At 60.3% G+C, this 25,894-nt stretch carries 28 protein-coding genes; 15 read left to right on the top strand and 13 right to left on the bottom strand.

Annotated elements, in window-relative coordinates:
* The first annotated feature begins 143 nt into the window (after positions 1 to 143).
* The 3 genes from EDC28_RS14075 to EDC28_RS14065 all read left to right on the top strand — a co-directional run bounded on the left by EDC28_RS14075 (position 144) and on the right by EDC28_RS14065 (position 2,263).
* The gene (locus tag EDC28_RS14075; RefSeq protein WP_050659527.1) at positions 144 to 449 is read left to right on the top strand and encodes a hypothetical protein; all 306 of its coding nucleotides are present in this window, start codon (positions 144 to 146) and stop codon (positions 447 to 449) included.
* 124 nt (positions 450 to 573) lie between these two features.
* Positions 574 to 1,230, top strand: coding sequence for a cupin domain-containing protein (locus EDC28_RS14070; RefSeq protein ID WP_050659528.1), 657 nt, complete (start codon positions 574 to 576; stop codon positions 1,228 to 1,230).
* A 40-nt stretch (positions 1,231 to 1,270) separates the two neighbouring features.
* Entirely contained in the window at positions 1,271 to 2,263 is a 993-nt protein-coding gene (locus EDC28_RS14065) for an MASE2 domain-containing protein (RefSeq protein WP_123422027.1), read from the top strand.
* A 50-nt stretch (positions 2,264 to 2,313) separates the two neighbouring features.
* On the opposite strand, the gene typA is transcribed toward EDC28_RS14065, so the two are convergent.
* Positions 2,314 to 4,155: a translational GTPase TypA gene (typA, locus tag EDC28_RS14060; protein ID WP_123422026.1), complete on the bottom strand. Its 1,842-nt coding sequence runs from the start codon at positions 4,153 to 4,155 to the stop codon at positions 2,314 to 2,316.
* Positions 4,156 to 4,486: 331 nt separating this feature from the next.
* Here typA and glnA point away from each other — a divergent pair, with 331 nt between their 5' ends.
* Both glnA and EDC28_RS14050 read left to right on the top strand, forming a co-directional pair.
* A complete protein-coding gene (gene glnA / locus EDC28_RS14055; protein ID WP_050659531.1) occupies positions 4,487 to 5,896 on the top strand; it encodes a glutamate--ammonia ligase in 1,410 nt (469 codons plus the stop codon).
* A 160-nt stretch (positions 5,897 to 6,056) separates the two neighbouring features.
* The gene (locus EDC28_RS14050; RefSeq protein ID WP_123422025.1) at positions 6,057 to 6,602 is read left to right on the top strand and encodes a DUF4124 domain-containing protein; all 546 of its coding nucleotides are present in this window, start codon (positions 6,057 to 6,059) and stop codon (positions 6,600 to 6,602) included.
* Here EDC28_RS14050 and EDC28_RS14045 read toward each other — a convergent pair.
* Positions 6,599 to 7,342, bottom strand: coding sequence for a MipA/OmpV family protein (locus EDC28_RS14045; RefSeq protein WP_123422024.1), 744 nt, complete (start codon positions 7,340 to 7,342; stop codon positions 6,599 to 6,601). The genes EDC28_RS14050 and EDC28_RS14045 overlap by 4 nt on opposite strands.
* Positions 7,343 to 7,527: 185 nt before the next feature.
* On the opposite strand from EDC28_RS14045, the gene glnL reads away from it, so the two are divergent.
* Genes glnL through EDC28_RS14025 form a run of 4 tightly spaced genes read left to right on the top strand, consistent with a single transcriptional unit; the run spans position 7,528 to position 11,962 of the window.
* Complete coding sequence (glnL, locus tag EDC28_RS14040) at positions 7,528 to 8,547, top strand: nitrogen regulation protein NR(II) (protein ID WP_123422023.1); 1,020 nt, start codon at positions 7,528 to 7,530, stop codon at positions 8,545 to 8,547.
* Positions 8,547 to 9,911 carry a nitrogen regulation protein NR(I) gene (gene glnG / locus EDC28_RS14035; RefSeq protein ID WP_123422022.1) on the top strand — a complete coding sequence of 455 codons (1,365 nt, stop codon included), beginning with the start codon at positions 8,547 to 8,549 and terminating at the stop codon, positions 9,909 to 9,911. Before glnL ends, glnG begins: the two co-directional genes overlap by 1 nt.
* 60 nt (positions 9,912 to 9,971) lie before the next feature.
* A complete protein-coding gene (locus tag EDC28_RS14030) occupies positions 9,972 to 10,640 on the top strand; it encodes a response regulator transcription factor (protein WP_050659536.1) in 669 nt (222 codons plus the stop codon).
* Entirely contained in the window at positions 10,637 to 11,962 is a 1,326-nt protein-coding gene (locus EDC28_RS14025; protein WP_123422021.1) for an ATP-binding protein, read from the top strand. The genes EDC28_RS14030 and EDC28_RS14025 overlap by 4 nt, the downstream gene beginning before the upstream one ends.
* Here EDC28_RS14025 and fieF read toward each other — a convergent pair.
* Entirely contained in the window at positions 11,946 to 12,848 is a 903-nt protein-coding gene (gene fieF, locus EDC28_RS14020; RefSeq protein WP_050659538.1) for a cation efflux pump FieF, read from the bottom strand. The two genes, EDC28_RS14025 and fieF, sit on opposite strands and share 17 nt — an antisense overlap.
* On the bottom strand, positions 12,841 to 13,299 hold the full coding sequence (locus EDC28_RS14015) for a Spy/CpxP family protein refolding chaperone (protein WP_123422020.1): 459 nt from the start codon (positions 13,297 to 13,299) through the stop codon (positions 12,841 to 12,843). Before EDC28_RS14015 ends, fieF begins: the two co-directional genes overlap by 8 nt.
* Before the next feature lie 84 nt (positions 13,300 to 13,383).
* Between EDC28_RS14015 and trmL the strand changes: the two genes are divergently transcribed.
* Positions 13,384 to 13,848, top strand: coding sequence for a tRNA (uridine(34)/cytosine(34)/5-carboxymethylaminomethyluridine(34)-2'-O)-methyltransferase TrmL (gene trmL / locus EDC28_RS14010; RefSeq protein ID WP_123422019.1), 465 nt, complete (start codon positions 13,384 to 13,386; stop codon positions 13,846 to 13,848).
* Here the strand turns inward: trmL and EDC28_RS14005 are convergent.
* From EDC28_RS14005 to EDC28_RS13985, 5 genes are all read right to left on the bottom strand, one after another.
* On the bottom strand, positions 13,845 to 14,318 hold the full coding sequence (locus tag EDC28_RS14005; RefSeq protein WP_123422018.1) for a hypothetical protein: 474 nt from the start codon (positions 14,316 to 14,318) through the stop codon (positions 13,845 to 13,847). The two genes, trmL and EDC28_RS14005, sit on opposite strands and share 4 nt — an antisense overlap.
* Before the next feature lie 120 nt (positions 14,319 to 14,438).
* A complete protein-coding gene (gene gpsA, locus EDC28_RS14000) occupies positions 14,439 to 15,455 on the bottom strand; it encodes an NAD(P)H-dependent glycerol-3-phosphate dehydrogenase (RefSeq protein ID WP_050659542.1) in 1,017 nt (338 codons plus the stop codon).
* A 9-nt stretch (positions 15,456 to 15,464) separates the two neighbouring features.
* The gene (gene secB, locus EDC28_RS13995; protein ID WP_050659543.1) at positions 15,465 to 15,947 is read right to left on the bottom strand and encodes a protein-export chaperone SecB; all 483 of its coding nucleotides are present in this window, start codon (positions 15,945 to 15,947) and stop codon (positions 15,465 to 15,467) included.
* Positions 15,948 to 15,994: 47 nt separating this feature from the next.
* Positions 15,995 to 16,255, bottom strand: coding sequence for a glutaredoxin 3 (gene grxC / locus EDC28_RS13990; protein WP_050659544.1), 261 nt, complete (start codon positions 16,253 to 16,255; stop codon positions 15,995 to 15,997).
* A gap of 11 nt (positions 16,256 to 16,266) precedes the next feature.
* Positions 16,267 to 16,698, bottom strand: coding sequence for a rhodanese-like domain-containing protein (locus EDC28_RS13985; RefSeq protein WP_050659545.1), 432 nt, complete (start codon positions 16,696 to 16,698; stop codon positions 16,267 to 16,269).
* Between the two features lie 138 nt (positions 16,699 to 16,836).
* On the opposite strand from EDC28_RS13985, the gene gpmM reads away from it, so the two are divergent.
* Genes gpmM through EDC28_RS13960 form a run of 5 tightly spaced genes read left to right on the top strand, consistent with a single transcriptional unit; the run spans position 16,837 to position 21,840 of the window.
* Positions 16,837 to 18,363 carry a 2,3-bisphosphoglycerate-independent phosphoglycerate mutase gene (gpmM, locus tag EDC28_RS13980; protein WP_123422097.1) on the top strand — a complete coding sequence of 509 codons (1,527 nt, stop codon included), beginning with the start codon at positions 16,837 to 16,839 and terminating at the stop codon, positions 18,361 to 18,363.
* Positions 18,360 to 19,481: a murein hydrolase activator EnvC family protein gene (locus EDC28_RS13975; protein WP_123422017.1), complete on the top strand. Its 1,122-nt coding sequence runs from the start codon at positions 18,360 to 18,362 to the stop codon at positions 19,479 to 19,481. Before gpmM ends, EDC28_RS13975 begins: the two co-directional genes overlap by 4 nt.
* Before the next feature lie 15 nt (positions 19,482 to 19,496).
* On the top strand, positions 19,497 to 20,705 hold the full coding sequence (locus tag EDC28_RS13970) for a S41 family peptidase (protein WP_050659547.1): 1,209 nt from the start codon (positions 19,497 to 19,499) through the stop codon (positions 20,703 to 20,705).
* 14 nt (positions 20,706 to 20,719) lie between these two features.
* Positions 20,720 to 21,451, top strand: coding sequence for a divergent polysaccharide deacetylase family protein (locus EDC28_RS13965; protein ID WP_123422016.1), 732 nt, complete (start codon positions 20,720 to 20,722; stop codon positions 21,449 to 21,451).
* A gap of 11 nt (positions 21,452 to 21,462) precedes the next feature.
* Positions 21,463 to 21,840, top strand: a complete 378-nt coding sequence (locus tag EDC28_RS13960) for an acetyl-CoA sensor PanZ family protein (RefSeq protein WP_123422015.1) — start codon at positions 21,463 to 21,465, stop codon at positions 21,838 to 21,840.
* 35 nt (positions 21,841 to 21,875) lie between these two features.
* Here EDC28_RS13960 and rpoH read toward each other — a convergent pair whose 3' ends face one another.
* The 4 genes from rpoH to ftsY all read right to left on the bottom strand — a co-directional run bounded on the left by rpoH (position 21,876) and on the right by ftsY (position 25,857).
* Positions 21,876 to 22,727 carry an RNA polymerase sigma factor RpoH gene (gene rpoH, locus EDC28_RS13955; RefSeq protein WP_050659550.1) on the bottom strand — a complete coding sequence of 284 codons (852 nt, stop codon included), beginning with the start codon at positions 22,725 to 22,727 and terminating at the stop codon, positions 21,876 to 21,878.
* Positions 22,728 to 22,808: 81 nt separating this feature from the next.
* Entirely contained in the window at positions 22,809 to 23,789 is a 981-nt protein-coding gene (gene ftsX / locus EDC28_RS13950; protein ID WP_050659551.1) for a permease-like cell division protein FtsX, read from the bottom strand.
* Complete coding sequence (gene ftsE, locus EDC28_RS13945; protein WP_123422014.1) at positions 23,786 to 24,460, bottom strand: cell division ATP-binding protein FtsE; 675 nt, start codon at positions 24,458 to 24,460, stop codon at positions 23,786 to 23,788. The genes ftsX and ftsE overlap by 4 nt, the downstream gene beginning before the upstream one ends.
* Entirely contained in the window at positions 24,457 to 25,857 is a 1,401-nt protein-coding gene (gene ftsY / locus EDC28_RS13940) for a signal recognition particle-docking protein FtsY (RefSeq protein ID WP_336391545.1), read from the bottom strand. The genes ftsE and ftsY overlap by 4 nt, the downstream gene beginning before the upstream one ends.
* Positions 25,858 to 25,894: the final 37 nt, after the last annotated feature.

The following is a 25,894-nucleotide window of genomic DNA, read 5'->3' as shown; positions in this document are numbered from 1 at the left end:
GCCAAGTTTATTTAACCTTTTAAAAACATATAGATATATCGACTGTTTAAGCATTATTCAGTGTTGCGCTGGTGTTAATGCCTTGGAAGGTGAATGCTCCCTGAATCAATCTGTAGCCACGGGTTAACGAGAGGGGAAATGCAATGCACCACATGCTCTGCGGTATTCTGGTTGCGTTGGCAGGGATGCCCGTCTTGGCGGAGACCACCGCACAACCAGAACCTGTTACCAGTTGGTATCAACACCTGATGGCGGAACCTGCTCCGCAGCAGGGCAAAGTCTTAGAGCCGTCGCTGCTCAAGGTTAAGCTCAACCAGGCGCTGACCCTGGGTCTGAGCAGCCAATTCGAAAAGGCCGAACATCAGCGTGTGGAATTCAAACAACCGGCAGCATTTGATGGCGGCCAGTTCAGCAGTTCCTACCATCTGAGCCTTAACTGGCGCTTCTAAAACCAATATAAAATTATCTTGCTTGCACAATTCAGGGGCGCCTCGGCGCCCCTGCCGTATTTTAACGGACTTCTCAGCGCCCCTTTTCTTGCCTAAATTTAAAGCTCCCCCAAGGAGTTATTGCATGTTTGTACCCTTAAATATGGATTTCGGTGAAGCGGTCACCGTCGATTCGGCCAGTGCCAACTGGCTACCCAGCCCGAAAAAGGGGGTGTACCGCTGTCCCCTTGAACGCCAACAAGCCGAAGAAGGCCATGCCACCAGCCTGGTGCGCTACGAGCCCGGTTCGAGGTTCAGCCCCCATACCCACCCGGGCGGGGAGGAGATCCTGGTATTGGAAGGCACCTTCAGCGACGAAAACGGTGACTACAAGGCCGGCACCTATCTTCGCAACCCTCCTGGCACCCGCCATGCGCCTTTCAGCGAGCAAGGTTGCAAGCTGCTGGTTAAACTCAATCAGTTTCGCCCGGGCGACAGCCGGCGTTTTGCCGTCGATACCCGGCCATGGTGCTGCGAGCCGGGGTTGCCGGTGGAGTTGCCGCTGCACAGTTTTGGTGGTGAATACACCGCTCTAATTCGTCTGCCCCAGGGGGCCGACACCTGCCTGCCTTGCCTTGATGGCCGGGTTGAGGCGCTGGTGCTGGCCGGTACCCTGCTTGATGCCCGGGGCAGATACCGCGCCGGTACCTGGCTCAGAAGGCCGGATTGGCATGGTGACAAACTGATGACCGCACAGGACACGGTGCTTTTTATCAAGCAGGGCCATTTTCCCGGCAGTTGAACTGGACTGTTCGCTTCAGGGTGGTATCTGGAGACGTGGGATGAAAGGCAACAGTCTGGATCTGGCCAGGCGCGCTTATCTGCTGCGCATCATGGGCTTGGGACTGGGGGCGCTGGCCATGGCCGCCGTGCTGTGGGAAGGCGCCACCGCCTGGTGGCTTTGGGGGCTGTTGTTGCTGCACGGCTTTATCTGGCCGCACCTGGCCTTCCTTCGAACCTTGCTACGCCGCAGCGCCCTGCGAGCCGAGCGCCAGCATCTGCTGGCCGACGCCTTGCTGGGCGCGGCCTGGTTACCCCTGATTGGCTTTAACGCCTTGCCCTCGGTACTGGTATGGGTGCTGCTGGCGGCTAACCTGCTGGTGGCCGGTGGCCCGGTGCTGCTCGCGAAAGCCGTGGCCGGCCAGCTGTTGGTGGTGGGCGCTATGCTGCTGGCCGGAGTGGGGCATTGGCAGTGGCAGACCTCGGCTTTTGAGCTTTTGAGTTGTCTGCCACTATTGCTGTGCTATCCCCTCCTTTGGGCCTTGCTGAGCTATCTTGGCGCCGACAAACCCGGTAATGGCGAGCTGGCCATAGAAGGCGGACCGGCCAGCATTTACCCCATGAGCGATTGGGAGCGGCTGGTAGAGCTGCGTTTCTTGCAATGCCAAGGAGATCTGGCAGCGGCCAGTATTATCCTGCTGGATATGAGCCAAGCCCGGCGACGAAGGGGCGAGCAGTGGAGCAGCACTCAGATGCGCCAATTGGCCAACATCCTGGCGCTACAGATGCGCGGCGGCGACAAACTGGGGCTTTGGGGGAACAAGGGGTTGGGGCTGCTGCTACCGGGGACCCGGCTCGATGCGGCGGTGGTGATCGCCGAGCGTATCCGCCAGCAATTAACTGAACTGAGCCGTGACCAGGGGCAGCTAGGGCTGTGCGCCGGGGTAGCCGGTTTCAGCCCGGCCCTGCGGGACCATCACGGCTGGTTGGCTCAGGCCGAACTGCGACTGTCCAAGGCCAAAGAGGCGGGGCGAAACCGGGTGGTTGCCGCCTGACTGGTATAAAAAAACGGCGCCCTTGGGCGCCGTTTTTTGCTGGCCGGAACTTAGTCCTTGGACGCGCGGGAAGCGCGCTTACGGTCGTTCTCGGTCAGGTGGCGTTTGCGGATACGGATGCTCTGCGGCGTCACTTCCACCAGCTCGTCGTCGTCGATGAATTCCATGGCGCGTTCCAGGGTCATCTTGATCGGCGGAGTCAGGGTCAGGGCTTCGTCGGTACCGGCGGCACGCATGTTGGTCAGCTGCTTACCTTTGAGGCAGTTTACGGTGAGATCGTTGTCACGGCTGTGGATACCGATGATCTGACCTTCGTATACCTCAACGGCGTGGCCGATGAAGAGGCGGCCGCGCTCTTGCAGGTTGAACAGGGCGTAGGCCAGGGCCTTGCCGGTGGCGTTGGAGATCAACACGCCGTTGTTGCGTTGACCAATGGTACCGCCTTTGAAGGGGCCGTAGTGGTCAAAGCTGTGGTACATCAGGCCGGTACCGGAAGTCATGGTCATAAAGTCGGTCTGGAAGCCGATAAGGCCACGAGCCGGGATCATGAAGTCGATACGGACACGGCCCTTGCCGTCGATGTCCATGTTGCGAAGCTCTGCCTTACGCAGGCCAAGGGCTTCCATGACGCTGCCCTGGGACTGTTCTTCAACGTCCACGGTCAGGGTTTCCATGGGCTCCTCCTTCTCGCCTGCTTCGTTGGTGCGCATGATCACCTGAGGGCGGGAAACAGCCAGCTCGAAACCTTCGCGGCGCATGTTCTCAATCAACACGCCCAGGTGCAGTTCGCCACGGCCGGAGACGCGGAAGGTATCAGGGTCTTGGGTTTCTTCGACGCACAGGGCCACGTTGTGCTTGAGCTCCTGGGTCAGGCGGTCAAGGATCTGGCGCGAGGTAACGAACTTGCCTTCCTTACCGGCGAAGGGTGAGGTGTTAACCAGGAAGTTCATGGTGACGGTGGGCTCGTCCACGGTCAGGGCAGGCAGGGCCTCGGGGGCGCTGGTGTCACAAACGGTGTCGGAAATTTTCAGCTCGCCAAGGCCGGTGATGGCGACGATGTCGCCCGCGGTGGCTTCGGTGGTCTCGAAGCGGTCCAGGCCCATGTAGCCCAGTACCTGGCCGACTTTGCCGTTACGCTTGGAACCGTCGGCACCCAGAATAGTCACCTGCTGGCCAAGCTTAACTTTGCCGCGCTTGATGCGGCCGATGCCGATAACGCCCACGTAGGAGCTGTAGTCGAGCTGGGAGATCTGCATTTGCAGGCCGCCGTCCAAGTCCACGTCAGGCGGGGAAACCTTGTCAACGATGGCTTGGAACAGCGCCGTCATGTCGGCGCCCACTTCGCTGTCGGAATCGCTGGCCCAGCCGTTCAGGGCAGAGGCGTAAACGATGGGGAAGTCCAGCTGCTCGTCGGTGGCGCCGAGGTTGTCGAACAGGTCGAAAACCTGGTCGATAACCCAGTCAGGGCGGGCGCCGGGCTTGTCGATTTTGTTGATAACCACGATGGGCTTCAGGCCCTGGGCGAATGCCTTTTGGGTCACGAAGCGGGTTTGCGGCATCGGGCCTTCTTGGGCGTCAACCAGCAGCAGTACTGAGTCCACCATGGACAGTACGCGCTCTACTTCGCCGCCGAAGTCGGCGTGTCCGGGGGTGTCCACGATGTTGATGCGGAACTCTTCGCCAGCAGGAGAAGTCCAGCGGATGGCGGTGTTCTTGGCGAGGATGGTAATGCCGCGCTCACGCTCCTGATCGTTGGAGTCCATTACGCGTTCGGCCATTTCGCCGCGGGTTTCCAGGGTACCGGACTGGGACAGCAGCTTATCCACCAGAGTGGTTTTGCCGTGGTCAACGTGCGCAATAATAGCGACGTTACGAAGTTGTTGAATTTGCATGACTTTTCCAGGAGTGGTGTGAGTGCGCCACAGTTCGGCACTGGATCCGGGACCCAAGGCCCCAGATGAAAAAATGGCCGCTATTGTACTCAAGCCACATGACTTTAACAGTACTAAGCGTAAACTGATTTTCGCACCGGACATTTCGGCCTGCACCAATCTGGTGCAAGCGCCGTTCCAATCTGGTGCATTGTCCGTCTGGAACCCCAAGGGAAATGGGTAGATTAGTCATGTAAAACAATCTCTTGTGAAGTTGGCGCGAGAATTGTAGTGGTAGTGCCAGCGACGCCCCAGCCAGGCGACATCTACTTAAAATCGGAGGCTAATTCGAATGTCCGTTGAGCAAATCCTCGACCTGATCAAAGAACACGAAGTCAAATTTGTCGACCTGCGTTTTACCGATACCAAAGGTAAAGAGCAGCACGTAGCCATCCCCCACCACCAGGTGGACGCCGATTTCCTGGAAGACGGCAAAATGTTTGACGGCTCTTCCATCGCTGGCTGGAAAGCAATCAACGAATCCGACATGGTGCTCAAGCCGGATCTGACCACCGCTGTTCTGGACCCCTTCGCTGAAGAAGTGACCCTGAACCTGCGCTGCGACATCCTCGAGCCTGCCACCATGCAAGGTTACGACCGTGACCCCCGCTCCATCGCCAAGCGCGCCGAGGCCTACCTGGTCTCCACCGGCATCGCCGACACCGTGCTGTTTGGCCCTGAGCCCGAATTCTTCATGTTCGACGACGTTCGTTTCGGCGCCGACATGTCCGGCTGCTTCTACAAGCTCGACTCTGAAGAAGCTGCCTGGAACTCCGGCCGTGAATACGCCGAAGGCAACAAAGGCCACCGTCCCATGGTTAAAGGTGGTTACTTCCCGGTTGCCCCGGTTGATTCCTCCAACGACATCCGCGCCGCCATGTGTATGGTGATGGAAGAGATGGGTCTGGTGGTTGAAGCTCACCACCACGAAGTGGCTACTGCCGGTCAGAACGAAGTGGCTACCCGCTTCAACACCCTGACTGCCAAGGCTGACGAAATCCAGATCTACAAGTATGTGGTGCACAACGTGGCTCACGCCTACGGCAAAACCGTCACCTTCATGCCCAAGCCCATCGTTGGCGACAACGGTTCCGGCATGCACTGCCACCAGTCTCTGAGCAAAGATGGCAAAAACATCTTCGCCGGCGACAAATACGGCGGCCTGTCTGAAGACGCCCTGTACTACATCGGCGGTATCATCAAGCACGCCAAGGCCATCAACGCCTTCACCAACGCTTCTACCAACTCCTACAAGCGTCTGGTGCCCGGCTTTGAAGCCCCGGTCATGCTGGCTTACTCTGCCCGTAACCGTTCCGCTTCCATCCGTATTCCCCATGTGTCCAGCCCCAAGGCTCGCCGCATCGAAGTTCGCTTCCCTGACCCGACTGCCAACCCCTACCTGGGCTTTGCTGCCCTGATGATGGCCGGTCTGGACGGTATTCAGAACAAGATCCACCCTGGCGATGCCATGGATAAAGACTTGTACGATCTGCCTGCCGAAGAAGCGGCCGAGATCCCGACTGTTGCCTCCAGCCTGGAAGAAGCCCTGGCCTGCCTGGACGCGGACCGCGAGTTCCTGACCCGTGGCGGCGTGTTCACCGACGAAGCTATCGATGCCTACATCGAGCTAAAAGCGGCTGAAGCCAAGCGTATCGCCATGACCACCCACCCGGTGGAATTCGAGCTCTACTACAGCGTTTAACAACACTGAAAGTTTGCTGCTTTGCGTGTTGGGCCCACCGTCAGGTGGGCTTTTTTATTGCGGCAACGGCGATGTTGGTAGAAGATTTTTAAGGTATTGCCTTGGACAAGGCCCAAGCCTTGTCCAAGGCTCAAAACAGACCCTTCTACGGACCCGGAATATGAAACAGGCTCTGCTGATATTGCTGCTTGCCGCGTCGACCGCCATGGCGGCCGAGTCCGGCAAGATATACACCTGGACCGATGCTCAAGGCGTGGTGCATTACTCCGACAAACCCCACCCTGGCGCCAAGGAAACCAACGTGGCCTTGTCGCAGCAGTACGACATGCCCAAGGCCGACCCCAACATCCTCAAGCAGGCGCCCAAGGCCGCCGAGCAAACCCGTTGGAGCATCACCATTCTGAGCCCCGCTGACGAGGCCACTTTGCGCGAAAACGACGGTGAAATGTCGGTGTCGGTGCAGACCCAGCCAGCTATGCTGCCTGGCCAGCGGGTACAGCTGTTCATGGACGGCAAACCCGTGGGGGCGGCCAGAACCGTGAGCAGCTTTGTGATAAGGGATGTGGAGCGGGGCGAACACAGCATCAAGGTGCAGCTGATTGATCGCAGCAACCAGATCATCGCCGAGAGCGAACCCCATACCATTTATATGCACAGGGCCAGCATCTTCAGTCCCAGCCGTCAGCCGGCCGGTGGCGGCGGTTAAAAGCGGTACACCAGCCCTAAATAAGCCGAGGTGCTGTGGTCTTTGTCGACAATGGGGCTGTCTGACAAGCTGTCGTCCAGCCAGGTGTAGCGCAGGGACGCCACTGCCAGCCACTGGCTGGCAAACTTCCAGTTCATATCCAAGGTGGCAAAGCTGTTGGTAGCCGAGCCGGGGTGGTACTCGGCAAAGCCGCTGCGCAGGCTCTCGCCACCGCTGACGCCATAGTAGTAGTCGGCGTAGTCGTCCGAGTAGTAAGCCAGGCCCAGGCCGGGGGTCAGCTGAAAGCGGGCGTTACGGATCACCGGGTACTTATAGGCGAGCTCTGCATACTGGCCGTCATGGCGGCCTGACACATCGGTTGCCAGTGTCCCTTCCAACAGACCCCATTTGGCTTTGTGGGTCGCTCTGACCCCGCCCAGCACACTGAACTTGCGATCATCGAGGCGTTTCATCCGCTGGTCGTCGGATTTATCCGGGTCCAGCCGCGATGGCCCCAACTGCAGGCCCAGGGCCAAGGACCATTGCTCGTCCTTGGCCAGGTAATAACCGGCAGAAGGGCCGCGCAGATAAAAATCCTTACCCTCGTAACCCACTGCCGGGAACACCAGGTTCTGGTTGTCGACGCCGATATAAGGAGAAGGTGACTGGATAACGCCGATACCGGCTGACCAGCGCGAGGCCTCCTCGGCCATGGCGGTGCTACTAAGGGCCACCAAAGCTAGCGTGAGAGGATATTTCATGGGCACAACTCCTTTGCAATCAAAGCGAATCGTCAAAGAGTACCAGTAGCGGATGACAGCTCAAGTAACAGACTGTCCGACAATAACGGCCATTGGTCACAAAGCGCCGGCCCACTTGCCTTAGCCGGGAACTTTTCCTTTACTTGTCTTGGCTTTTGCACCAAATTGGTGCAATTGGAGGGGCGATGGAAAAACAACAGGTTCTGGACAACTTGCTGACCGGCGTGCTGGTGGTGGACGAGGCCATGAAGGTGACGTACCTCAATACCTCGGCCGAGTCGCTGCTGGGGGTTTCAAGGGTCAAAAGCCAGGGACAGCCTCTGGCGCACTTGCTGGGGGAATACCTGAGCATGAGCCGGTTTGAGGAGATCCTGGCCACCGGCCAGGGCTTTATCGACGCCGACTGCAACCTCGGCCAAGTGCATGTGGAGCTGGCGGTGTCGGTGCTGGAAGGCGACAGCCGCCGGCTGGTTATCGAGCTCACCCCCATCGACCAGCTAAAAAGGCTCTCCCAAGACGCCTTTCACCAGGTGCAGCAACAAGCCAGCCAGGAGATCTTGCGCGGCCTGGCCCATGAGATAAAAAACCCCCTCGGCGGCCTGCGCGGCGCAGCGCAGCTGTTGTCACTGGAGCTGACGCCCGAGCAGCGCGAATACACCGACCTCATCATGGCCCAGGTTGACCGGCTGACTGACCTTGTTGACCGGCTGCTTGGTCCCAAAACCGGGCCTCAGCGCAGCCTTATCAATATCCACCAGGTGCTGGAGCGGGTCCGCACTTTGGTGTGCCTGCAGGTGCCGGAGGGCATTCGCATTTTGCGCGATTACGACCCGTCCCTGCCGGACATGGCCCTGGATGGCGCCCAGATTGAGCAGGCGGTGCTGAATATTTTGCAAAACGCCGCCCAGGCTCTGGGGGAGAGTGGGCAAATTATTCTGCGCTCAAGGGTCGCTTCAGGGGTGACCTTACAAGGCAGCCGCCACCGTATGGTGGCCCGTATCGATATTGAAGATAACGGCCCTGGCGTGCCCGAGAAGCTCAAAGACACCCTCTTTTACCCGCTGGTTACCGGCCGCGCCGACGGCTCCGGCATGGGCCTTGCCATCGCCCAGTCCCTGGTGGCCCTGCATGGTGGCCGTATCGAGCTGGACAGCCAGCCCGGTCGCACCCTCTTTACCCTGTATCTGCCAATGGAGGAGGCCTGATGAAAGCCTGGGTCCTGGACGACGACGCCGCTATCCGCTGGGTGCTGGAGCGTGCCCTTAGCCAGCAAAAGATGGAGGTCACCACCTTTGTGGATGCCCGCAGCCTGCTGGACGCCCTGGAAAGCGACCAGCCCGACGTGGTGCTGACCGACGTACGCATGCCCGGCATGGACGGCCTGGCTCTGACCGAGTCGCTGCGCCAGAGCCACCCCAAGCTGCCGATCATCATCATGACCGCCCACTCGGATCTGGACACCGCCGTCAGCGCCTACCAGACCGGGGCTTTTGAGTACCTGCCCAAACCCTTTGATTTGGACGAAGTGGTGGCGCTCCTCAAACGGGCGGTTAAAGACCAGCCCGAAGCCGAGGTGGCCGCCAGCCCCCAAGGCGCCATGCCTGACCTTATCGGCGAGGCGCCGGCCATGCAGGCGGTGTTTCGGGCGGTGGGCAGGCTGTCTCGCTCCTCGGTGTCGGTGCTGATTAACGGCCAAAGCGGCACCGGTAAGGAGCTGGTGGCCCGGGCCCTGCACCGCCACAGCCCGCGCAGCAAGGCGCCTTTTGTGGCCATTAACATGGCCGCCATTCCGGCCGACTTGATTGAGTCGGAACTGTTCGGCCATGAAAAGGGCGCCTTTACCGGCGCTGCCGGACGCCGCGAAGGGCGTTTTGAACAGGCCGACGGCGGCACCCTGTTTTTGGACGAGATCGGCGACATGCCGCTGCCCGCCCAAACCCGGCTACTGCGGGTGCTGCAAGAAGGGCAGTTCTACCGGGTTGGCGGCGCGGTGGCGGTGAGCGTTGATGTGCGCATCATCGCCGCCACTCACCAAGACTTGGAAAAAGGCGTCAAAGAAGGGCGTTTTCGGGAAGATTTGTTCCACCGCCTCAACGTGATCCGCATTCAGCTGCCGCCCCTTGCCGAGCGCCGCGAAGACATTCCCAAGCTGGCCGAGCATTTCCTGGCCAGTATCGCCGCCGAGCTACGTACCCCGGAGCGGCGCCTGCACCCAGAGACGGTCAAGCTGCTCACCAAGCTGCCCTGGCCCGGCAACGTCCGCCAGTTGGAAAACACCTGCCGCTACCTGACGGTGATGGCCGCCGGCCAGGAGATCTTGCCCTCGGATCTGCCCGACAACCTGGAGCTCAAGGAAGCGTCCCTCGACTGGGTGGAAGAGCTTAAAGTCTGGGCCGACCAGCTGATGGTGGCAGGTAACCAGGGGGTAGCGGCCCAGGCCCAGCAGATGCTGGAAGAGGCCCTTATCGAGGTGGCGTTGCGCCGCTCCAACGGCCACAAGCAAGACGCCGCCAAAAGCCTCGGCTGGGGCCGCAACACCCTCACCCGCAAGCTCTCTGGGCAGGATTGAGGCTTTGCAAAGAACGGTAAAAACAGTTGGTTAAAATAAGGACTCAGTTAGGATGCCGCTATGACCAGAATCCTTATTATCGATGACGACACCAGCCTCTGTGAGCTGTTGGGTGACTACCTGACCAGCCACGGTTTTGAGCTGCAAAGTGCCCACACCGGCCCCGATGGGCTGGCCCTTGCCTTGGATACCAGCCCGGATCTGGTGCTGCTGGACGTGATGCTCCCTGGCCTCGACGGTTTTGGAGTGCTGCGTGGCATCCGCCAGAAAAGCCAGGTGCCGGTGCTGATGCTCACCGCCCGAGGCGACGAAGTCGACCGGGTGCTGGGCCTGGAGCTGGGGGCCGACGATTACGTAGGCAAGCCCTTTTCTCACCGCGAGCTGGTGGCCCGTATTCAGGCGATTTTGCGGCGGTTGTCGCCGCCGAGCCAAGCCATGGGCGCCCTGGATCTGCTGCCCGAGCGCCTCGAAGCCCGCTACCATGGCCAGGTGCTTGATCTCACCGCCGCCGAGTTTCGGGTGCTGGCAGTGCTGTTTGAGCGCTGTGGCGAGGTGGTGAGCAAAGAAGACATCTGCCAACAGGCCTTTGGCCGCCACCTGCAGCCTTTTGATCGCCACATCGATATCCATGTCTCTCATATCCGCAAAAAAATGACCGAGGTAAACCCGGCCCAGGTGATCCGTACCTTGCGCGGAGTCGGCTACCAGCTGATCGCGGAGCCCCAATGAGGCGCCTGGGGTTGGGATGGCTGACCGGCTTTGCCGGCCGCCTGTTTCTGTGGTTCTGGCTGGTGCTGACGCTGATGTTGGTGGCCAATGTGCAACTTAGCCGCCACCTTCGCTCAAACGAGGAGCTGCGCCCGGCCATACCTCAGGAGCTGGAAGAGCTGGCTGGCCTTCGCGACCACCTGCGCCGCTTTGCCGAGCGCCCCAAAGACGCCCTTATTCACAGTAAATCGGCCCGCTTTCTGGTGCTGTTTGACGCCCGCAGCCTGCAACCTTTGGAGCGGCGCCGGCCTCGCCATTGGCGCATACCTGAATTGGTGGCTTCCGATAACGGCGTGCAGGTGCTGGAGCAAGGCGACATGCGCGCCATAGGCCCTTTTGATATTCAAACCCTGGACGGCCCGGTGCTGGCGGTATGGATGATGCCGCCACGGCCCATGGGGCCCTGGGAGCGGTTCTGGCAGGGCCCTGCCTGGATACGGCTGAGCGTGTCGTTGGTGGTGGTGTTGCTGCTGAGCCTGGGGCTGGCGGCCTGGCTGGCGGGGCCGGTGCGCACCTTGTCGCGGGCGGCTGCACGCTTTGGTGATGGCGATTTGAGCGTGCGGGTCAAACCCGGCGGTGGCGAGCTGGGTAAACTTGGCCGCGACTTCAACACCATGGCCGAGAAGCTGCAAACCCTGCTGGCCTCGCAAAAGCGGCTGCTGGCGGACGTATCCCATGAGCTGCGCTCGCCGCTCACTCGCCTTAAATTGGCGGCAGCACTGCTGGGCGACCAGCACCAAGACAACAAATACGTGCCCCGCATCGAGAAGGAGTGCGACACTCTTGAGCACCTGATTGACCAGGTGCTGACCCTGTCGCGCCTGGAAGCCACCCTCAATCAGGAAGAGCCTGAAGAGGGTGACCTGGGCGAACAGGTTAACTCCTCGGTGCAAGACTGGCGTTTCCAGATGCCCGGCAAAACCATCAACCTGGCCGCCCCTGCCGAAGCGCCGGGCAGCTTTAAGCCACGGCTGCTGCAACGCATTCTCGACAACCTGCTGTCCAACGCCTGCCGCTATGCTGACCGCATCGATGTGGGCTTGGAAAAGCGCGGCGCTCAGTGGTTTTTAACGGTGGACGATAACGGCCCTGGCGTGCCGGAAGAAATGCTCGACAAGATCTTCGAGCCCTTCTACCGGGGCGACCCGGCCCGTGGCCACCAGGGCAAAACCGGGCTGGGCCTGGCCATTGCCCAGGCGGCGGCCAAGGCCATGGCCGGGGAATTGAAGGTGAGCCGTTCGGCCCTTGGCGGCCTGCGCTTTGCGCTCAGCCTGCCGGCTTAGCCTTGCGAGAGCGAGGGGTCACTGACAGGGGGTCTTGGTGGATGATGACATCGGCCCCCGGAAAGGCGGCCTCCAGGGCTTTTTCCACCTCATCGGCAACCCGGTGCGCTGCTACCAGCGACATATCGTCGGGCAGCTCCAGGTGCATCTGGATAAAACGGGTAGGGCCGGCCTGGCGGGTACGCACTTCATGGGCGCCGTGGACCTGCTCGAAGCCGTGCACGATGCGCATGATCTGCGCCTTCTCTTCCTCCGGCAGTTCTTTATCCATCAAGGTGTTACCTGCCTCGATGGCAATGCTGCCGGCCGACACCAGAATATAAACCCCAATCACCAGCGCCAGGGCGCCGTCGGCCCACATCAGGCCAAAACCGCCTGCCACCAGGGCAATCAGCACCCCCATGTTCAGCAGCAAATCGGAGCGATAGTGCAGGGCATCGGCCTTGACCGCCTGAGAGCCGGTTTTTTTAACCACATAGCTCTGATAGGCGATAAGCCCGAGGGTGAGCACCAGGGCCAGCAGGGTAACGCCAACGCCGATACTGGTTTGGGTCAGCGGCATGGGGTTTATCAGCCGGTCGGCGGCGTTGAAGATCAGCAAAATAGCGGAGCCGGCAATAAAACCGGACTGGGCGATACCCGCCAGGGATTCGGCCTTGCCGTGGCCAAAACGGTGCTCTTCATCGGCCGGTTGTACGGCATAGCGCACTGCAAAGAGGTTGATAAGGGATGCGGACACATCCATCAGCGAGTCGGTCAGGGACGCGAGCATGCTGGCGGAACCGGTCATGATCCACGCCAGCAGCTTGCTGATGATAAGAAGGGTGGCGACAAAGGTAGAGGCCATTGTCGCCTTTTTCACTAAATTGGCGTATTGCTCAGTCATGTTTTTTGAAGTGACGGGACATCATTTTCTCTCTCATGTCCGCCAGTGTATCCCGCTGCTCCTGAGTTAGCACCTGCATTACGTCGTGACCCAGTTTCATGCGGTCGAGCTCGTGGTCCACCCGCTCTTCGAGAAGGGCGCGCGCCTTGTTCTCGTCGAAGGAGGGGGCTGCCATCAGCGCTTTGAACTCGGCCATCTTGGCTTTCATTTCATCGCGGCTGGGGCGCTCGCCCTTATGGGCTTCCAGCAGGCTCTTGATTTGCGCTTTCTGGGTGTCGGTGAGGGCCAGTTTTTCGGATACGCGGTCTTTAAGCAGCATGTGCAGCGGCATCATGCCAGGGCCTTCCGGGCCGCCGTGACCATGGCGGGGACCGGGGTTGTCGCCTGCCATGGCTTGGGCAGACAGCACCAGCGCAGAGGCCAGGGTCAGAGTACGGAAAAGGCTTTTCATGGGGTGTCTCCTGTGATTGACTTCGCCTCTAGATTAACCCGCGCAATGCAAAGGGGCGTTTAGCCCCGGTAAAGAAGCGTAAACATGCTCAATATTGTCTTATTCCAACCGGAAATCCCGCCCAATACCGGCAACATCATCCGCCTTTGCGCCAATAACGGCTGCAAATTGCATCTCGTCAAACCCCTGGGTTTTGTCTTTGAAGATAAGCGCTTGCGCCGGGCCGGCCTGGATTACGACGAATTTGCCACCGTCACCCAGCACGACAGCCTGGCCGATTGCCTGGCCTCCTTGCCGGGTGCCACCGTCTACGCCTGCACCACCAAAGGCAGCCGCAGCTTTCACTTGCCGGCCTACCAGGCAGGAGACGTGTTGCTGTTCGGCCCCGAGACCCGCGGTCTGCCCATGAAGGTGATTGAAAGCCTGCCCCCCGAGCAGCGCATCCGCATTCCCATGCAGCCTGATTCGCGGTCCCTTAACCTCTCCAACGCCGTGGCCATCATCAGCTATGAGGCGCTGCGGCAACTGGGCTACCCAAACCTCGGCTAATCGGCGCCGCCAAGGGCAATACTCACCGACACCAGGGTACGAAAAGGGGTCAGGGCGTCGTCCAGGGATTGGTTGCTGACCAAGAGCTCCACCTGGCCCTGGGCGTAGGTCACGTCATCGGAGAGGTCTTGTAGACTAGGCTTTTTGGGCAGTTGCGCCAACAGTGGCTTGGCGAGGGTCACCTTGCTTAGCGGCGAGGGCGCCAGCAGGGCCTGGATACGGGCGCTGTCGGTGCCGCCCTGGGTGCTGAAGTAGTTAACGCTGTAGTTTTCCATCTCGCAGCTTCGCGACTCCACCACCGCCATGTCGCTGTCTTTATAGAGCACCAGCGCCCGGATAAAGGGCTCTTCGCTGTCTTGGCGTATGCCTTGCTGGTAGGTGACTGAGGCAATGTCGGTGCCGGTAAAGCTCGGCTTAACGGGCGCCAGGGTACAAGCGTTGGCGGCGGGGGCCAGCAGCACAGTCAGCACATCGGGAGTTTCATATTACGCCCTTGTAAGCGGCAACCTAGAGGCTGGGTTGATTTTGCTTAACAGCCTATCCACAAAGCAAAAAACAGAAAAAGAAAACCGGCCAGAAGGCCGGTTTTTTTATGCCAGGGATTCGGATTTTCGTTCCCGGGCTAAGAGGTTTCGCGCCGCTTCTTTGGGGTCGCGCCCCTCGTAGAGCACGGCGTAGATTTGCTCGGTGATGGGCATTTCCACCCCCAGCCGCCGTGACAGCGCAAACACCTCTTTGGCGTTGCGATAGCCTTCCACTACCTGACCTATATCGTCCATGGCCTGCTGGGCGTTCTTGCCTTGGCCCAAGGCCAGGCCAAAACGCCGGTTGCGTGACTGGTTGTCGGTACAGGTCAGCACCAGATCGCCAAGACCCGACATGCCCATAAAGGTGGCCGGATCGGCTCCCAGGGCGGCGCCCAAGCGCGACAGCTCGGCCAAACCACGGGTGATAAGGGCAGTACGGGCGTTGGCCCCAAAGCCCAGACCGTCGGCCATGCCAGCACCGATGGCGATGACGTTCTTCACGGCGCCACCCAGTTGCACCCCGATAAAATCGGGGTTGGCGTAGGTGCGCAGCCGCTTTTCGCAGTGCAGCAGGTCGGCCAGGCGATGCATGAAGTCTTCGTCGGTGCTGGAAATGGAAATGGCCGTGGGCAGGCCAGCGGCCAGCTCCTTGGCAAAGGTGGGGCCAGACACCACAGCCAGCGGAATTTGCTCGCCCAGCACTTCCCGGGCGGCGTCCTGCAGCAGGCGGCCGGTATCGGGCTCCAGGCCCTTGGTGGCCCAGGCAACCCGAGCATCGGGCCGCAGGTGCGGCTTCATCTGCTTGAGCACGTCGTCAAAAGCGTGGGAAGGCACCACCACCAGGATATCGCGGCAGCTCGATACCGCCTTGGCGAGATCGGGCGCCATTTCCAGGCTGTCAGGGAAGGCAATACCGTCGAGGTAACGACGGTTCTGGCGATCTTTGGCAAGGTCGGCCAGGTGCTTGGGGTTGTGGCCCCACAGCAGGGTACGGTTGCCATTGCGTGCCAGAGAAATGGCAAGGGCGGTGCCGTAAGACCCCGCCCCCAGTACGCAAATGGCCGGTTGTTCGGCTGTCATGCGCTAATCTCAGGCTTCGGCCTGGGCCTCACCGTTGGCAGCGGCGCGCTGCTGTACGTATTGGGCGAACAGGGCGTCGAAGTTGACCGGTGCCAGGTTCAGCGGCGGGAAGGTGCCACGGTTAACCAGGTTAGACACCGCTTCGCGGGCATAAGGGAACAGGATGTTCGGGGCAAAAGAACCCAGGGTGTGGGCCAGTTGCGGGTCAGGCATGTTGCCGATGGTGAAGATACCGGCTTGTTGCACTTCGGCCAGGAAGGCGGTTTCTTCGCCAACGGTAGTGGTAACGGTCAGGGCCAGTACCACTTCATACACGTCGTCAGCCAGCTTGTTGGAGCGGGTGTCGATGTCCAGCTTCACTTCCGGGGTCCAGTCTTTCTGGAAAATGGCCGGAGAGTTAGGGGTCTCGAAGGAGATGTCCTTGGTGTAGATGCGCTGGATGTTGAATTGCGGAGCTTGCTGCTCGGCGGCGTTGTTCAGTTCTTCAGCCATGATATAAACCTGTTTTGATTGTGTATTTGTCGTTATTAGGTGTCTGCTTAGGCGCTCAGCAGGGCGTCGAGTTTACCTTGGGCCTCGAGGGCTTCGAGGTCGGAACAACCGCCGATGAGTTGGCCATTAATGAAAATCTGGGGCACGGTGTAACTTTGGCCACCGGTCAGTTCCAGCATCTTCTCGCGGCGCTCGGCCGCGTTGTCATTGCAGATTTCTTCGAACGCTTGCTGTTTTTCACTCAGCAGAGCCTTGGCCCGTACACAGTAGGGGCATCCGGTTTTGGTGTAAATAACGATATCCGCCATGTCATAACTCCTTAACCTTTGACGGGCATTCCGGCGTCGCGCCAGCCCTGGAGACCACCGCTGAGCACATAAAGGGACTTAAAGCCGGCTTTGCTGAGCGTTTTAGCAACTTGCTGAGCGTTATGGCCCGCGTCGCATACCAGGATAATGGGGGCGTCTTTGTGCTTTTCAAGGCGAGTTGTTTCACCTTTTAACAATTCATCCTTGGAAAGGCTCAGGGCATTGGCGATATGCCCTTTTTTAAAGTCCGCTGCCGGGCGGATATCCACCACCACACTGCCTTCCTGGTTCATCAGGAATACCGCCTGTTGAGGCTTGACCCGCTTGATGCTGGAGAACATGCCCTGGACCAGCGCCGCTATCAGCAGCACCAGCAGCACAACCCAGGCGGCGCTGAGATAAGGGTGATGGGATAAAAAGGTTGTCAGTTCTGACGCGTTCATCGATGCCTACCACGAATTTCGAGGGCCTTGAGTATACCTGTGTGCCCTTTCAAAGCCAGTCCCCCCTGCTGGTTTGTGACCGGCCTTTGTGTTTAAACTACCGAGGTTTGATAGATGAATCTTTATGTGGGTGATGTCATGGCTAAGAAACCGCTGGTACTGATCATCATGGACGGCTGGGGCTACCGGGAAGAGGCGGAAAACAACGCCGTTCTGGCTGCCAGAACCCCCAACCTTGACGCGCTGTGGGCTGAGCGGCCCCATTCGCTGATCTCCGGCTCCGGCCTGGATGTGGGCCTGCCGGCCGGGCAGATGGGCAACTCCGAGGTGGGCCATGTCAACCTGGGTGCTGGCCGCGTGGTCTACCAAGAGCTCACCCGCATCGGCAAAGAAATTGGCGAAGGCACCTTCTTTACCAACCCGGCTTTGTGCGGCGCCGTGGATAAAGCCGTCAGCCAGGGCAAAGCGGTGCATATCATGGGCCTGCTGTCGCCGGGCGGCGTACACAGCCATGAAGACCACCTCCTGGCGATGATGGAACTGGCAGTAAAACAAGGGGCCGACAAGGTCTACCTGCACGCCTTCCTCGACGGCCGCGATACCCCGCCCAAAAGCGCCAAAGCCTCCATTGAAGCGGTGAACGCCAAATTTGCCGAGCTGGGCAAGGGCCGGCTGGTCAGCCTGGTGGGCCGCTACTTTGCCATGGACCGTGACAACCGCTGGGACCGCGTTGAAGCCGCCTATAACCTTATTGCCAGGGGCGAAGGGGCCTTCACCGTAGACGACGCCGTTGCCGGCCTCGAGCAGGCCTACCAGCGCGGCGAGACCGACGAGTTTGTCAAAGCGACCCACATCGGCGCCCCGGTGGCCATTGAAGACGGCGACGCCCTTATCTTTATGAATTTCCGCGCCGACCGGGCCCGGGAGATCACCCGCGCCTTTGTTGAGGACGATTTCACCGGTTTTGCCCGCCAAGAGCGCCCGGCCCTGGGCGACTTTGTGATGCTGACCCAATACGCGGCCGACATCCCCGCCAGCTGCGCCTATCCGCCAGAATCGCTTAGCAATACCCTGGGGGAATGGCTGGCCAAGCACGACAAAACCCAGCTGCGCATCTCTGAGACCGAGAAATACGCCCACGTCACCTTCTTCTTTAATGGCGGTGTCGAGCAGACCTTCCCCGGCGAAGAGCGCATCCTCATTCCTTCGCCCAAGGTGGCTACCTACGATCTGCAGCCTGAGATGAACTCCACTGAGCTCACCGACAAACTGGTGGGCGCCATCGAGTCCGGCGATTTTGACGTCATCATCTGCAACTACCCCAACGGCGATATGGTTGGCCACACCGGTATCTTTGAGGCCGCCGTCAAAGCCTGTGAAGCGGTAGACCACTGCATTGGCCGGGTGGTTACGGCGCTGGAAAAAGTCGGCGGCGAGTGCCTTATCACTGCCGACCACGGCAACGCCGAGCAAATGGCGGACCCGGCCTCCGGCCAGCCCCACACTGCCCACACCTCCGATCCGGTGCCGCTGATTTATTTTGGCCGCAAGGCACGGGCGGTTGAGGGCGGGGTGCTGTCGGATATCGCGCCGACCATGCTGACCCTGATGGGGATGGACGTGCCCGCCGAGATGACCGGCAAACCACTGTTTATTGTTGAATGATCAAAGCGGCTATTGCCCTGCTGATCATGGCGGCCCAGGTGGCCGCCTTTGGCTGTTTAGCGGCTGACAACGACCAGAACAAACTCAAGGCGGTGGACAAGGAAATTGCCAAGACCCGCCAATTGCTGGAGCAGCAAAAGGCGCAGCGCACCAACCTGCAAAACGCCCTCAAGAAAATCGACACCGAAATCGGCAATCTCAGCGCCCAGCTCTCGCGCATCAACGACCAGCAGGCCGAGCAAAACCACAAACGCCAGGCCTTGGCCGGGCAATTGGACGCGCTCAGGGAAAAGTCGCGCCAGCAGCAGGCGCTGCTGGTGAAGCAGCTTAGGGCTGCCTACGCCGCCGGCCAGGACGATTACCTCAAGATGATGCTCAACCTCCAGTCGTTGTCGGATCTGGAGCGGATGATGGCCTACTACCAGCGCTTTAACGGCGTGCGTATGGACGAGCTGGAATCCCTCAAAGACACCCGCACCGAGCTGGAAGCCACCCAGGCCCAGCTGGACCAAGCCCTGGCCCGGCTGGCCGACCTTAAAGCCCAGGCCGAGGCCCGCCAGGCCAGCCTTAGCGAGCAAAAAGACCAGCGCCAGGGCACCATCAAGCAGCTCAGCGGCCAAATTCAAAGCCAGTCCGGCGAGCTGGAGCAAATGGTGGCCGACCGCAAGGCGCTGAACGACGCCATCCGTGAGGCCGAGCGCAAAGCGCGGATGGCGGCCGGCAAGCAGACCCTCAAGGGGCAGCAGGGCAAGCTCTCCTGGCCGGTGGACGGCAAGGTACAAAAGCTGTTCGGTAGCCAAAGGGCGGCTGGGGTTGAATGGCGCGGCGTTATCATCAATGCCGGTGAAGGCAGCAAGGTCCGGGCTGTGGCCGGTGGCGTGGTGGTTTACGCCAACTGGGTGCGCGGTTATGGTTTGCTGATGGTGGTGCAGCATGGCGACGGTTACATGAGCCTTTACGGCCAGAACCAGGCGCTGCTCAAAGGGGTGGGTGACGAAGTGGCCCAAGGCGAGCAAATCGCCCTGGTGGGCCGCTCCGGGGGCCAGAGTGACCCGGGGCTATACTTCGAGATACGCCACCAGGGCAAGGCCCAAGACCCCGCCAAATGGTGTCGTTAATCCAAGGAGGTTTGCATGTCCAAGATGTCTTGGCTGGGCGGTATGGTTACCGGCAGCCTGTTGACGGCAGCAGGTCTCGCCTTGGCCGGGCAGATGGGACAAGGGCCTCTTAACCCCAACCGCCTCTTTAGCGAGACCCTGGCTCAGATCAGCCAATATTATGTCGACCCGGTGGATGAAGACCGCCTGGCCGACACCGCCCTCAAAGGGCTGGTCTCCTCCCTCGACGACTACTCCAAATACCTTGAAGGCGACGATATCCGCGAGCTACAGGAAATGGCCGACGGCCATTACTCGGGCCTGGGCCTGGAAGTGGATTTTGACGCCCAAAAGCACCTAATAGTGACCTCGCCCATCAAGGACTCGCCGGCGGCCAAGGCCGGTATCAAGGCCGGTGACAGGGTGCTGGCCATCAACGGCCAGGATGTGGAGGGGAAATCCCTTAAAGCCCTGGCCCACGAGCTGCGCGGCGCCCCACAAGACAAGGTCAAGCTGCTGGTTAGCCGCAACAGCCACCAGCTGCGGTTTGCCATTGCTCCGGCCGACGTGCAGGTAGACTCGGTGACCAGCTACCCCCTGGACCACCACCGGCTGTGGCTGAGGATCAGCCAGTTCCAGTATTCAACGCCCCTTGAGGTGAGCCAGGCCATCAAATCGGCCCGGCCTCAGAGCGTGATCATCGACATGAGGGGTAACCCCGGCGGGGTGTTCCCGGCGGCGGTGGACGTGGCAGACCTTTTCCTGAGCAAAGGCACCATCGTCAGTACCCATGGCCGCGCCAGTTACGCCAACCAGTCCTTCGAGGCCAAGCCCGGTGACCCGTTTGAGACACTGCCCTTGCTGGTGCTGCTGGACAAAGACTCAGCTTCGGCGGCGGAGATTTTGGCCGGCGCTCTTAAAGACAATGGCCGGGCCAAGGTACTGGGGGTGCAGAGCTTCGGTAAGGGCAGCGTGCAAAGCCTTATTCCTCTGGGCGACGGCGAGCGGGCCTTGAAAATCACTACCGCCAAGTACCTCACGCCCAGCGGCGTGTCCATTCAGGGCAAGGGCATTACCCCGGACATCAAGGCCGGCACCATACTGGCCGACGCCAAGGCCCGGTCCTTGTTGAAAAGCCACTACCCCCTGACCCGCAAGGCCGAAACCACGGTGGAAGGAAACTGGGCAGACGATGCCTTGCTGTGGGAAGCTACCAGCTACCTCGACAATAACCACCTCAAATAACAACAAGGAACACCGTGCGCCTTATCGCCCTGCTGTTTGGGCTGTTGCCCTTGCTGGCCCTGGCCCAGCCCAAGATCGCCGTGATTGTCGATGACATCGGTTACAACAAGCACGACAGCCAGGCGTTGATGCTGCCGGACGCCGTTACCTTGAGCGTACTGCCCCACACCCCTTATGGCGCGGCCCTGGCCGCCCGGGCGCGCCAGCCGGTGATGTTGCATTTGCCCATGGAGCCGCTGTCTACAAGACAGCCGCTGGAAGCGGGCACCCTGACCGTACAACAAGACGAGCAGCAGATGGCCACCATTCTCGACAGCGCTCTCAAGGCGGTGCCCGAGGCTAAGGGGGTCAACAACCATATGGGCTCGATGCTTACCGAAGATCGCCAGCGCATGGATTGGTTGATGGCGCTGCTGGCCGGCCGGCATCTGTATTTTGTCGATTCCCGGACCACCGCCAAATCCCAGGCCCTGGCCGCTGCCGAAGCAGCCGGTGTGCCGGCGGTGGCCCGCAACGTTTTTCTGGATAACAGCGCCCGGGATCTGCAACACCAGTGGCAGCGGGCGCTGCGGCTGGCCAAACGGGACGGCCAAGTGGTAGTTATTGCCCACCCCCATGCCACCACCCTGGCCTTTCTGCGCCAGGCCCTAACGGATCTCCATGGCGCAGACTTGGTACCGGTTTCGGCGCTGATGCCCAAGGTCAGGGTGGCGACTTCTGGTAAAATCACGCCAAACAGAGGTTAAGGACCTTCACAATGCGTTTGACTATCCATGACAATCCGCCGGTTTCGGCGCAGATGGAAATCGACCTGGGTAAGCTCTACGGCCACCTGCCGGCCGATCTTCAGGCCCCTTTCTGGTTTATCGCTACCTTCAACGACCGCCATATCGCCGCGCTGCGCCTGGACGGCGACCGTATCGTCAACTTAGGGGTGCGCAGCGAGACCCGCCGCCGCGGTGTGGGTAAATACCTGCTGCAAAAAGCCCTGGAAAGGGCCCGTGAGCTGGGGCTGACTGAAGTCAGGGCGCTGGCCAGCGACTACCCGGTAGAGAACCGAGCCATGGTGGGGGACTTCCTGCTGGCCCAGGGCTTTGCCGCCGTGGACGACAACCAGTGGCGCATCGCCCTGTAAAACCCCATTAAAAAAGCCGGCTTCCGCCGGCTTTTTTAGTTGAGCATCGCGCCCTTGAGTTTGGCCAGGGCGTTCTTCTCAAGCTGCCGTACCCGCTCGGCAGACACCTGATATTGGTCGGCCAGTTCTTGCAGGGTGGCTTTGTCGTCGGTGAGCCAGCGGCGCTGCAGGATATCGCGGCTGCGATCGTCCAGGGCGCTCAGGGCATGGCCAAGGCGGGCATGGGAAGCGGCTTCCCACTGCTCTTCTTCCACCGCCTGGGCAACGTCCGAGGCGTTGTCTTCCAGGTAATGCACCGGGGCGTAGCTGTCGTCGTCATCGTCGTTGGCCAAGTCAAAGGCTTGGTCGGGGGAGCTCATTCTCGCTTCCATCTCGCGCACTTCGGCGGCGCTGACACCCAGCTCTTGGGCCACCATCTGCACTTCGTCATGGCTGAACCAACCCAGGCGTTTCTTCTTGGAACGCAGGTTGAAGAACAGCTTGCGTTGGGCCTTGGTGGTGGCGATTTTGACGATACGCCAGTTTTTCAGAACGTATTCGTGGATCTCCGCTTTGATCCAGTGCACGGCAAAAGACACCAGGCGCACACCGACACCCGGGTCGAAGCGTTTAACCGCTTTCATCAGGCCGATGTTGCCTTCCTGGATAAGGTCTGCCTGGGGCAGGCCGTAGCCGGAATAGCTGCGGGCCACATGCACCACAAAGCGCAGATGGGACATGATCAACTGTTTAGCCGCCTGCAGGTCACCTTCTTCCTGGAGGCGGGTTGCCAGGGCACGCTCTTCCTCGGCGCTCAGCATTGGCATGCTGTTCACCGAGTGGACATAAGCCTCAAGGCTGCCACTGGCAGGAACGGTTAAGGCCATGGATTGCAGATGGTCAGTCATCTCACTCCCTCAGAAAAAATCGATATGGATCACAAAAAACCACATCTAAGAGTCCCACTCTAAGAAAAAGTTTCGTCGGGATCAAGCCGGTTCCATGGCTTTGAGGTGTCGCCAGACCGCCAGATAGGCGCCGCTGAGCCCCAGCAGCACCGACAACCCCAAGACCGCCAGCATTTCGCTGCCGTCCAGGCCGTTGAGACGGAACTGAGAGCCGTAAAGGTCCACCACCCGGGCAACACTCTGTTCCAGCCACAGGACCCCCAAAGTCACCAGCAGCAGCGACAAGCAGCCTGCCGCCAGGCCGTACCACAGGCCGGTATAAAGGAAGGGGCGGCGCACAAAGGCGTCGGTGGCGCCCACCATTTTCATCACGTTGATGCTGTCGCGCCGGTGCTCAATCATCAGCCGGATGGTGTTGCCCACCACCAGCACCATGGTCACCAACAGCAGCAGCGCCACCAAAGACACCCCGTCGCGGGCCATGGACACCAGGGCGTCGAGGCGTTTGAGCCAATCGAGGTCGAGCCGGCCTTGCTCCACTTCCCGCTCGCCCCGCAGCTTGTCCAGCAGCGCCTTGGCGGCCTGGGGGCTGGAGTTACGCTCGGTGGGCTCCACCACGATGACATTGGGCAGCGGGTTGCTGTCCAGATAATCGAGGGCTTCGCCAAAGCCGCTTTTGGCGCGAAATTCGGTCAGGGCTTCGTCGCGGGTAATGAGCTTGGCTTTGGCCACTTCCGGGTACAGGCCGATGCGGGTAGCGGCCTTGGCGGCGTCATCGGTGCTCACCGAGTCCTTGAGCAGCAAGGTGATTTCGGAGGCCTTCTGGAACTGGCTGGACACCGACTCGATGTTTTTCAGCAACACATAAAAGGTGCCGGGCAGGGTCAGGGAAAAGCCCAGTACCGCGATGGTAAGCAGGCTGGCCAGCGGCGTGCGCCAAAGCTCGCCGAGGCTGCCGGTGGCCTGCTGGGCATGGCGCACAAAATACATGGCCAGGCGGCTTAAAAAGCCGGGCCGGGCAGCGCTGGCCGCGGCGGTGCGGTTTTCAAACAGCAGGCTCATGCGCTGCCTCCAAGGGAGTCGCCCAGCATGCGGCCGTTTTTAAGGGTAAAGGTGTGGTGGCGCATCCGGGCGATAAGGCCCAGGTCATGGGTGGCCACCAGCACTGAAATGCCCAGGCTGTTGAGGTCTTCAAAGAGGCGCAGAATATCCATGGACAGCTTCGGGTCCAGGTTACCGGTGGGTTCGTCCGCCAGCAGCAGCGGCGGCTTGTTGACCACGGCGCGGGCAATACCGACCCGCTGCTGCTCCCCGCCGGAAAGCTGGATGGGGAAACAGTTGGCTTTGTCGGCCAGGCCCACCCAGCCCAGGGCCGTTTGCACCCTTTTACGCACTTCCCCGGCGCTGAACCCCACCACGATCAGCGGCAAGGCGACGTTTTCGAACACGGTTTTGTCCATCAGCAGTCGGTGATCCTGAAAAATGATGCCGATATCGCGGCGCACATAAGGGATCTGGGACGATTTAAGGCGGCTGATGTCGTGGCCGTTGATACTGACCCGGCCGGCCGATGGCCTTTCTTGCAGGGTAATAAGACGGAGCAGGGTACTTTTCCCTGCGCCCGAATGGCCGGTCAAAAAGGCCATCTCCCCCTTTGCCAGGTGGAAATTCACGTTTTGCAGCGCCTGGGCGCCGCCCGCGTAGGCCTTTGAAACCTGCTCGAAGCGGATCATTTTTCCTCTGTTCCGAAGAGGGCGTCCACGAAGTCCTTGGCGTTGAACGTACGCAGGTCTTCGATGCCTTCACCCACACCTATGTAACGGATAGGAATACCAAATTTGTCGGCGATGGCAAAGATAACCCCGCCTTTGGCGGTGCCGTCCAGCTTGGTAAGGCTGATGCCGGTCAGGCCCACCGCTTCGCTAAACAGCTTGGCTTGGCTAAGGGCGTTCTGGCCGGTGCCGGCATCCAGGGTCAGCATCACTTCGTGAGGCGCCTCCGGGTCCAGTTTTTTCATTACCCGGACGATTTTCTTGAGCTCTTCCATCAGGTGCGCTTTGTTTTGCAGGCGCCCGGCGGTATCGGCAATCAACACATCGGCGCCGCGAGCCTGGGCGGCCTGCAAGGCGTCAAACACCACAGAGGCTGAATCGGCGCCGGTATGCTGGGCGATCACCGGGATATTGTTGCGCTCACCCCATACCTGCAGCTGCTCGACAGCAGCGGCGCGGAAGGTGTCGCCAGCGGCCAGCATCACTGACTTGCCCTGGTCTTTGAACTGGCGGGCCAGTTTGCCGATGGTGGTGGTTTTACCGACCCCGTTCACGCCCACCATCAAAATGACATGGGGTTTGTGCTCCAGCACCAGCGGTTTGGAGACCGGCTCCAGCAATGCCTGCATTTCCTGCTTGAGCAGCTCATAGAGGGCTTCGCCGTCCTTTAGCTGGCCAAGGTTGGCCTGGCGGGTCAGCCGCTCGATAAGGCGGCCGGTGGTTTCGACACCCACGTCGGCCATCAGCAGCTGGGTTTCCAGCTCTTCAAACAGCTCGTCGTCGATTTTCTTGCCACGGAAGATGGCCAGGAAGCCGGCGCCGATATTTTCGCGGGTCCGTTTGAGGCCCTGGCGCAGACGGGCAAAAAAGCCCGGTTTTTCCCGGCCGGCATGGACAACGGCGGCCTGGGTAGCCAAATCGGCCTTGATTTCTTCAACAGCCAGCGCAGCATCCTGTTCGGCTTCGGCTTCGGCTTCGGCTTCGGCTTCGGCTTCGGCTTCGGCTTCGGCTTCGGCTTCGGCTTCGGCTTCGGCTTCGGCTTCGGCTTCGGCTTCGGCTTCGGCTTCGGCTTCGGCTTCGGCTTCGGCTTCGGCTTCGGCTTCGGCTTCGGCTTCGGCTTCGGCTTCGGCTTCGGCTTCGGCTTCGGCTTCGGCTTCAGGCTCTGGCATCGGCTGCTCAGGCAGGGCGGATTCCACCTCAAGGGTCAGGGTTTCGGCGCTGGCCAGTTCGGCCTCGGGCAGTTCCTCGGGGGAGGATACGGGTGTTTCGGGGGTCTTGTTTTCATCCTCGACGACTTCGGCTTTGTTACGGCCAAAGCCCATCCAAGACAGGAAACCTTTCTTTTTGCTCATGGCAATCTGCAGTCTGGCGGCTAGAATAGCGGGATTTTTAAAG

Source organism: Gallaecimonas pentaromativorans (genome assembly GCF_003751625.1).
Lineage (GTDB): Bacteria > Pseudomonadota > Gammaproteobacteria > Enterobacterales > Gallaecimonadaceae > Gallaecimonas > Gallaecimonas pentaromativorans.
This window is presented reverse-complemented; position numbering and strand designations above follow the sequence as displayed.

What these genes read in the sequence shown, in the direction of transcription:
- EDC28_RS14050 (WP_123422025.1), top strand. Translation starts at nt 6,057, where the DNA reads ATGAAACAGGCTCTGCTGATATTGCTGCTTGCCGCGTCGACCGCCATG.
- EDC28_RS13975 (WP_123422017.1), top strand. Translation starts at nt 18,360, where the DNA reads ATGATCAAAGCGGCTATTGCCCTGCTGATCATGGCGGCCCAGGTGGCC.
- ftsX (WP_050659551.1), bottom strand. Translation starts at nt 23,789, where the DNA reads ATGAGCCTGCTGTTTGAAAACCGCACCGCCGCGGCCAGCGCTGCCCGG.
- EDC28_RS14070 (WP_050659528.1), top strand. Translation starts at nt 574, where the DNA reads ATGTTTGTACCCTTAAATATGGATTTCGGTGAAGCGGTCACCGTCGAT.
- glnL (WP_123422023.1), top strand. Translation starts at nt 7,528, where the DNA reads ATGGAAAAACAACAGGTTCTGGACAACTTGCTGACCGGCGTGCTGGTG.
- glnG (WP_123422022.1), top strand. Translation starts at nt 8,547, where the DNA reads ATGAAAGCCTGGGTCCTGGACGACGACGCCGCTATCCGCTGGGTGCTG.
- EDC28_RS14065 (WP_123422027.1), top strand. Translation starts at nt 1,271, where the DNA reads ATGAAAGGCAACAGTCTGGATCTGGCCAGGCGCGCTTATCTGCTGCGC.
- typA (WP_123422026.1), bottom strand. Translation starts at nt 4,155, where the DNA reads ATGCAAATTCAACAACTTCGTAACGTCGCTATTATTGCGCACGTTGAC.
- secB (WP_050659543.1), bottom strand. Translation starts at nt 15,947, where the DNA reads ATGGCTGAAGAACTGAACAACGCCGCCGAGCAGCAAGCTCCGCAATTC.
- EDC28_RS14030 (WP_050659536.1), top strand. Translation starts at nt 9,972, where the DNA reads ATGACCAGAATCCTTATTATCGATGACGACACCAGCCTCTGTGAGCTG.
- rpoH (WP_050659550.1), bottom strand. Translation starts at nt 22,727, where the DNA reads ATGACTGACCATCTGCAATCCATGGCCTTAACCGTTCCTGCCAGTGGC.
- EDC28_RS13960 (WP_123422015.1), top strand. Translation starts at nt 21,463, where the DNA reads ATGCGTTTGACTATCCATGACAATCCGCCGGTTTCGGCGCAGATGGAA.
- EDC28_RS13970 (WP_050659547.1), top strand. Translation starts at nt 19,497, where the DNA reads ATGTCCAAGATGTCTTGGCTGGGCGGTATGGTTACCGGCAGCCTGTTG.
- grxC (WP_050659544.1), bottom strand. Translation starts at nt 16,255, where the DNA reads ATGGCGGATATCGTTATTTACACCAAAACCGGATGCCCCTACTGTGTA.
- EDC28_RS14075 (WP_050659527.1), top strand. Translation starts at nt 144, where the DNA reads ATGCACCACATGCTCTGCGGTATTCTGGTTGCGTTGGCAGGGATGCCC.
- EDC28_RS14015 (WP_123422020.1), bottom strand. Translation starts at nt 13,299, where the DNA reads ATGAAAAGCCTTTTCCGTACTCTGACCCTGGCCTCTGCGCTGGTGCTG.
- gpmM (WP_123422097.1), top strand. Translation starts at nt 16,837, where the DNA reads ATGGCTAAGAAACCGCTGGTACTGATCATCATGGACGGCTGGGGCTAC.
- gpsA (WP_050659542.1), bottom strand. Translation starts at nt 15,455, where the DNA reads ATGACAGCCGAACAACCGGCCATTTGCGTACTGGGGGCGGGGTCTTAC.
- EDC28_RS14045 (WP_123422024.1), bottom strand. Translation starts at nt 7,342, where the DNA reads ATGAAATATCCTCTCACGCTAGCTTTGGTGGCCCTTAGTAGCACCGCC.
- ftsE (WP_123422014.1), bottom strand. Translation starts at nt 24,460, where the DNA reads ATGATCCGCTTCGAGCAGGTTTCAAAGGCCTACGCGGGCGGCGCCCAG.
- EDC28_RS13985 (WP_050659545.1), bottom strand. Translation starts at nt 16,698, where the DNA reads ATGAACGCGTCAGAACTGACAACCTTTTTATCCCATCACCCTTATCTC.
- fieF (WP_050659538.1), bottom strand. Translation starts at nt 12,848, where the DNA reads ATGACTGAGCAATACGCCAATTTAGTGAAAAAGGCGACAATGGCCTCT.
- EDC28_RS14025 (WP_123422021.1), top strand. Translation starts at nt 10,637, where the DNA reads ATGAGGCGCCTGGGGTTGGGATGGCTGACCGGCTTTGCCGGCCGCCTG.
- trmL (WP_123422019.1), top strand. Translation starts at nt 13,384, where the DNA reads ATGCTCAATATTGTCTTATTCCAACCGGAAATCCCGCCCAATACCGGC.
- glnA (WP_050659531.1), top strand. Translation starts at nt 4,487, where the DNA reads ATGTCCGTTGAGCAAATCCTCGACCTGATCAAAGAACACGAAGTCAAA.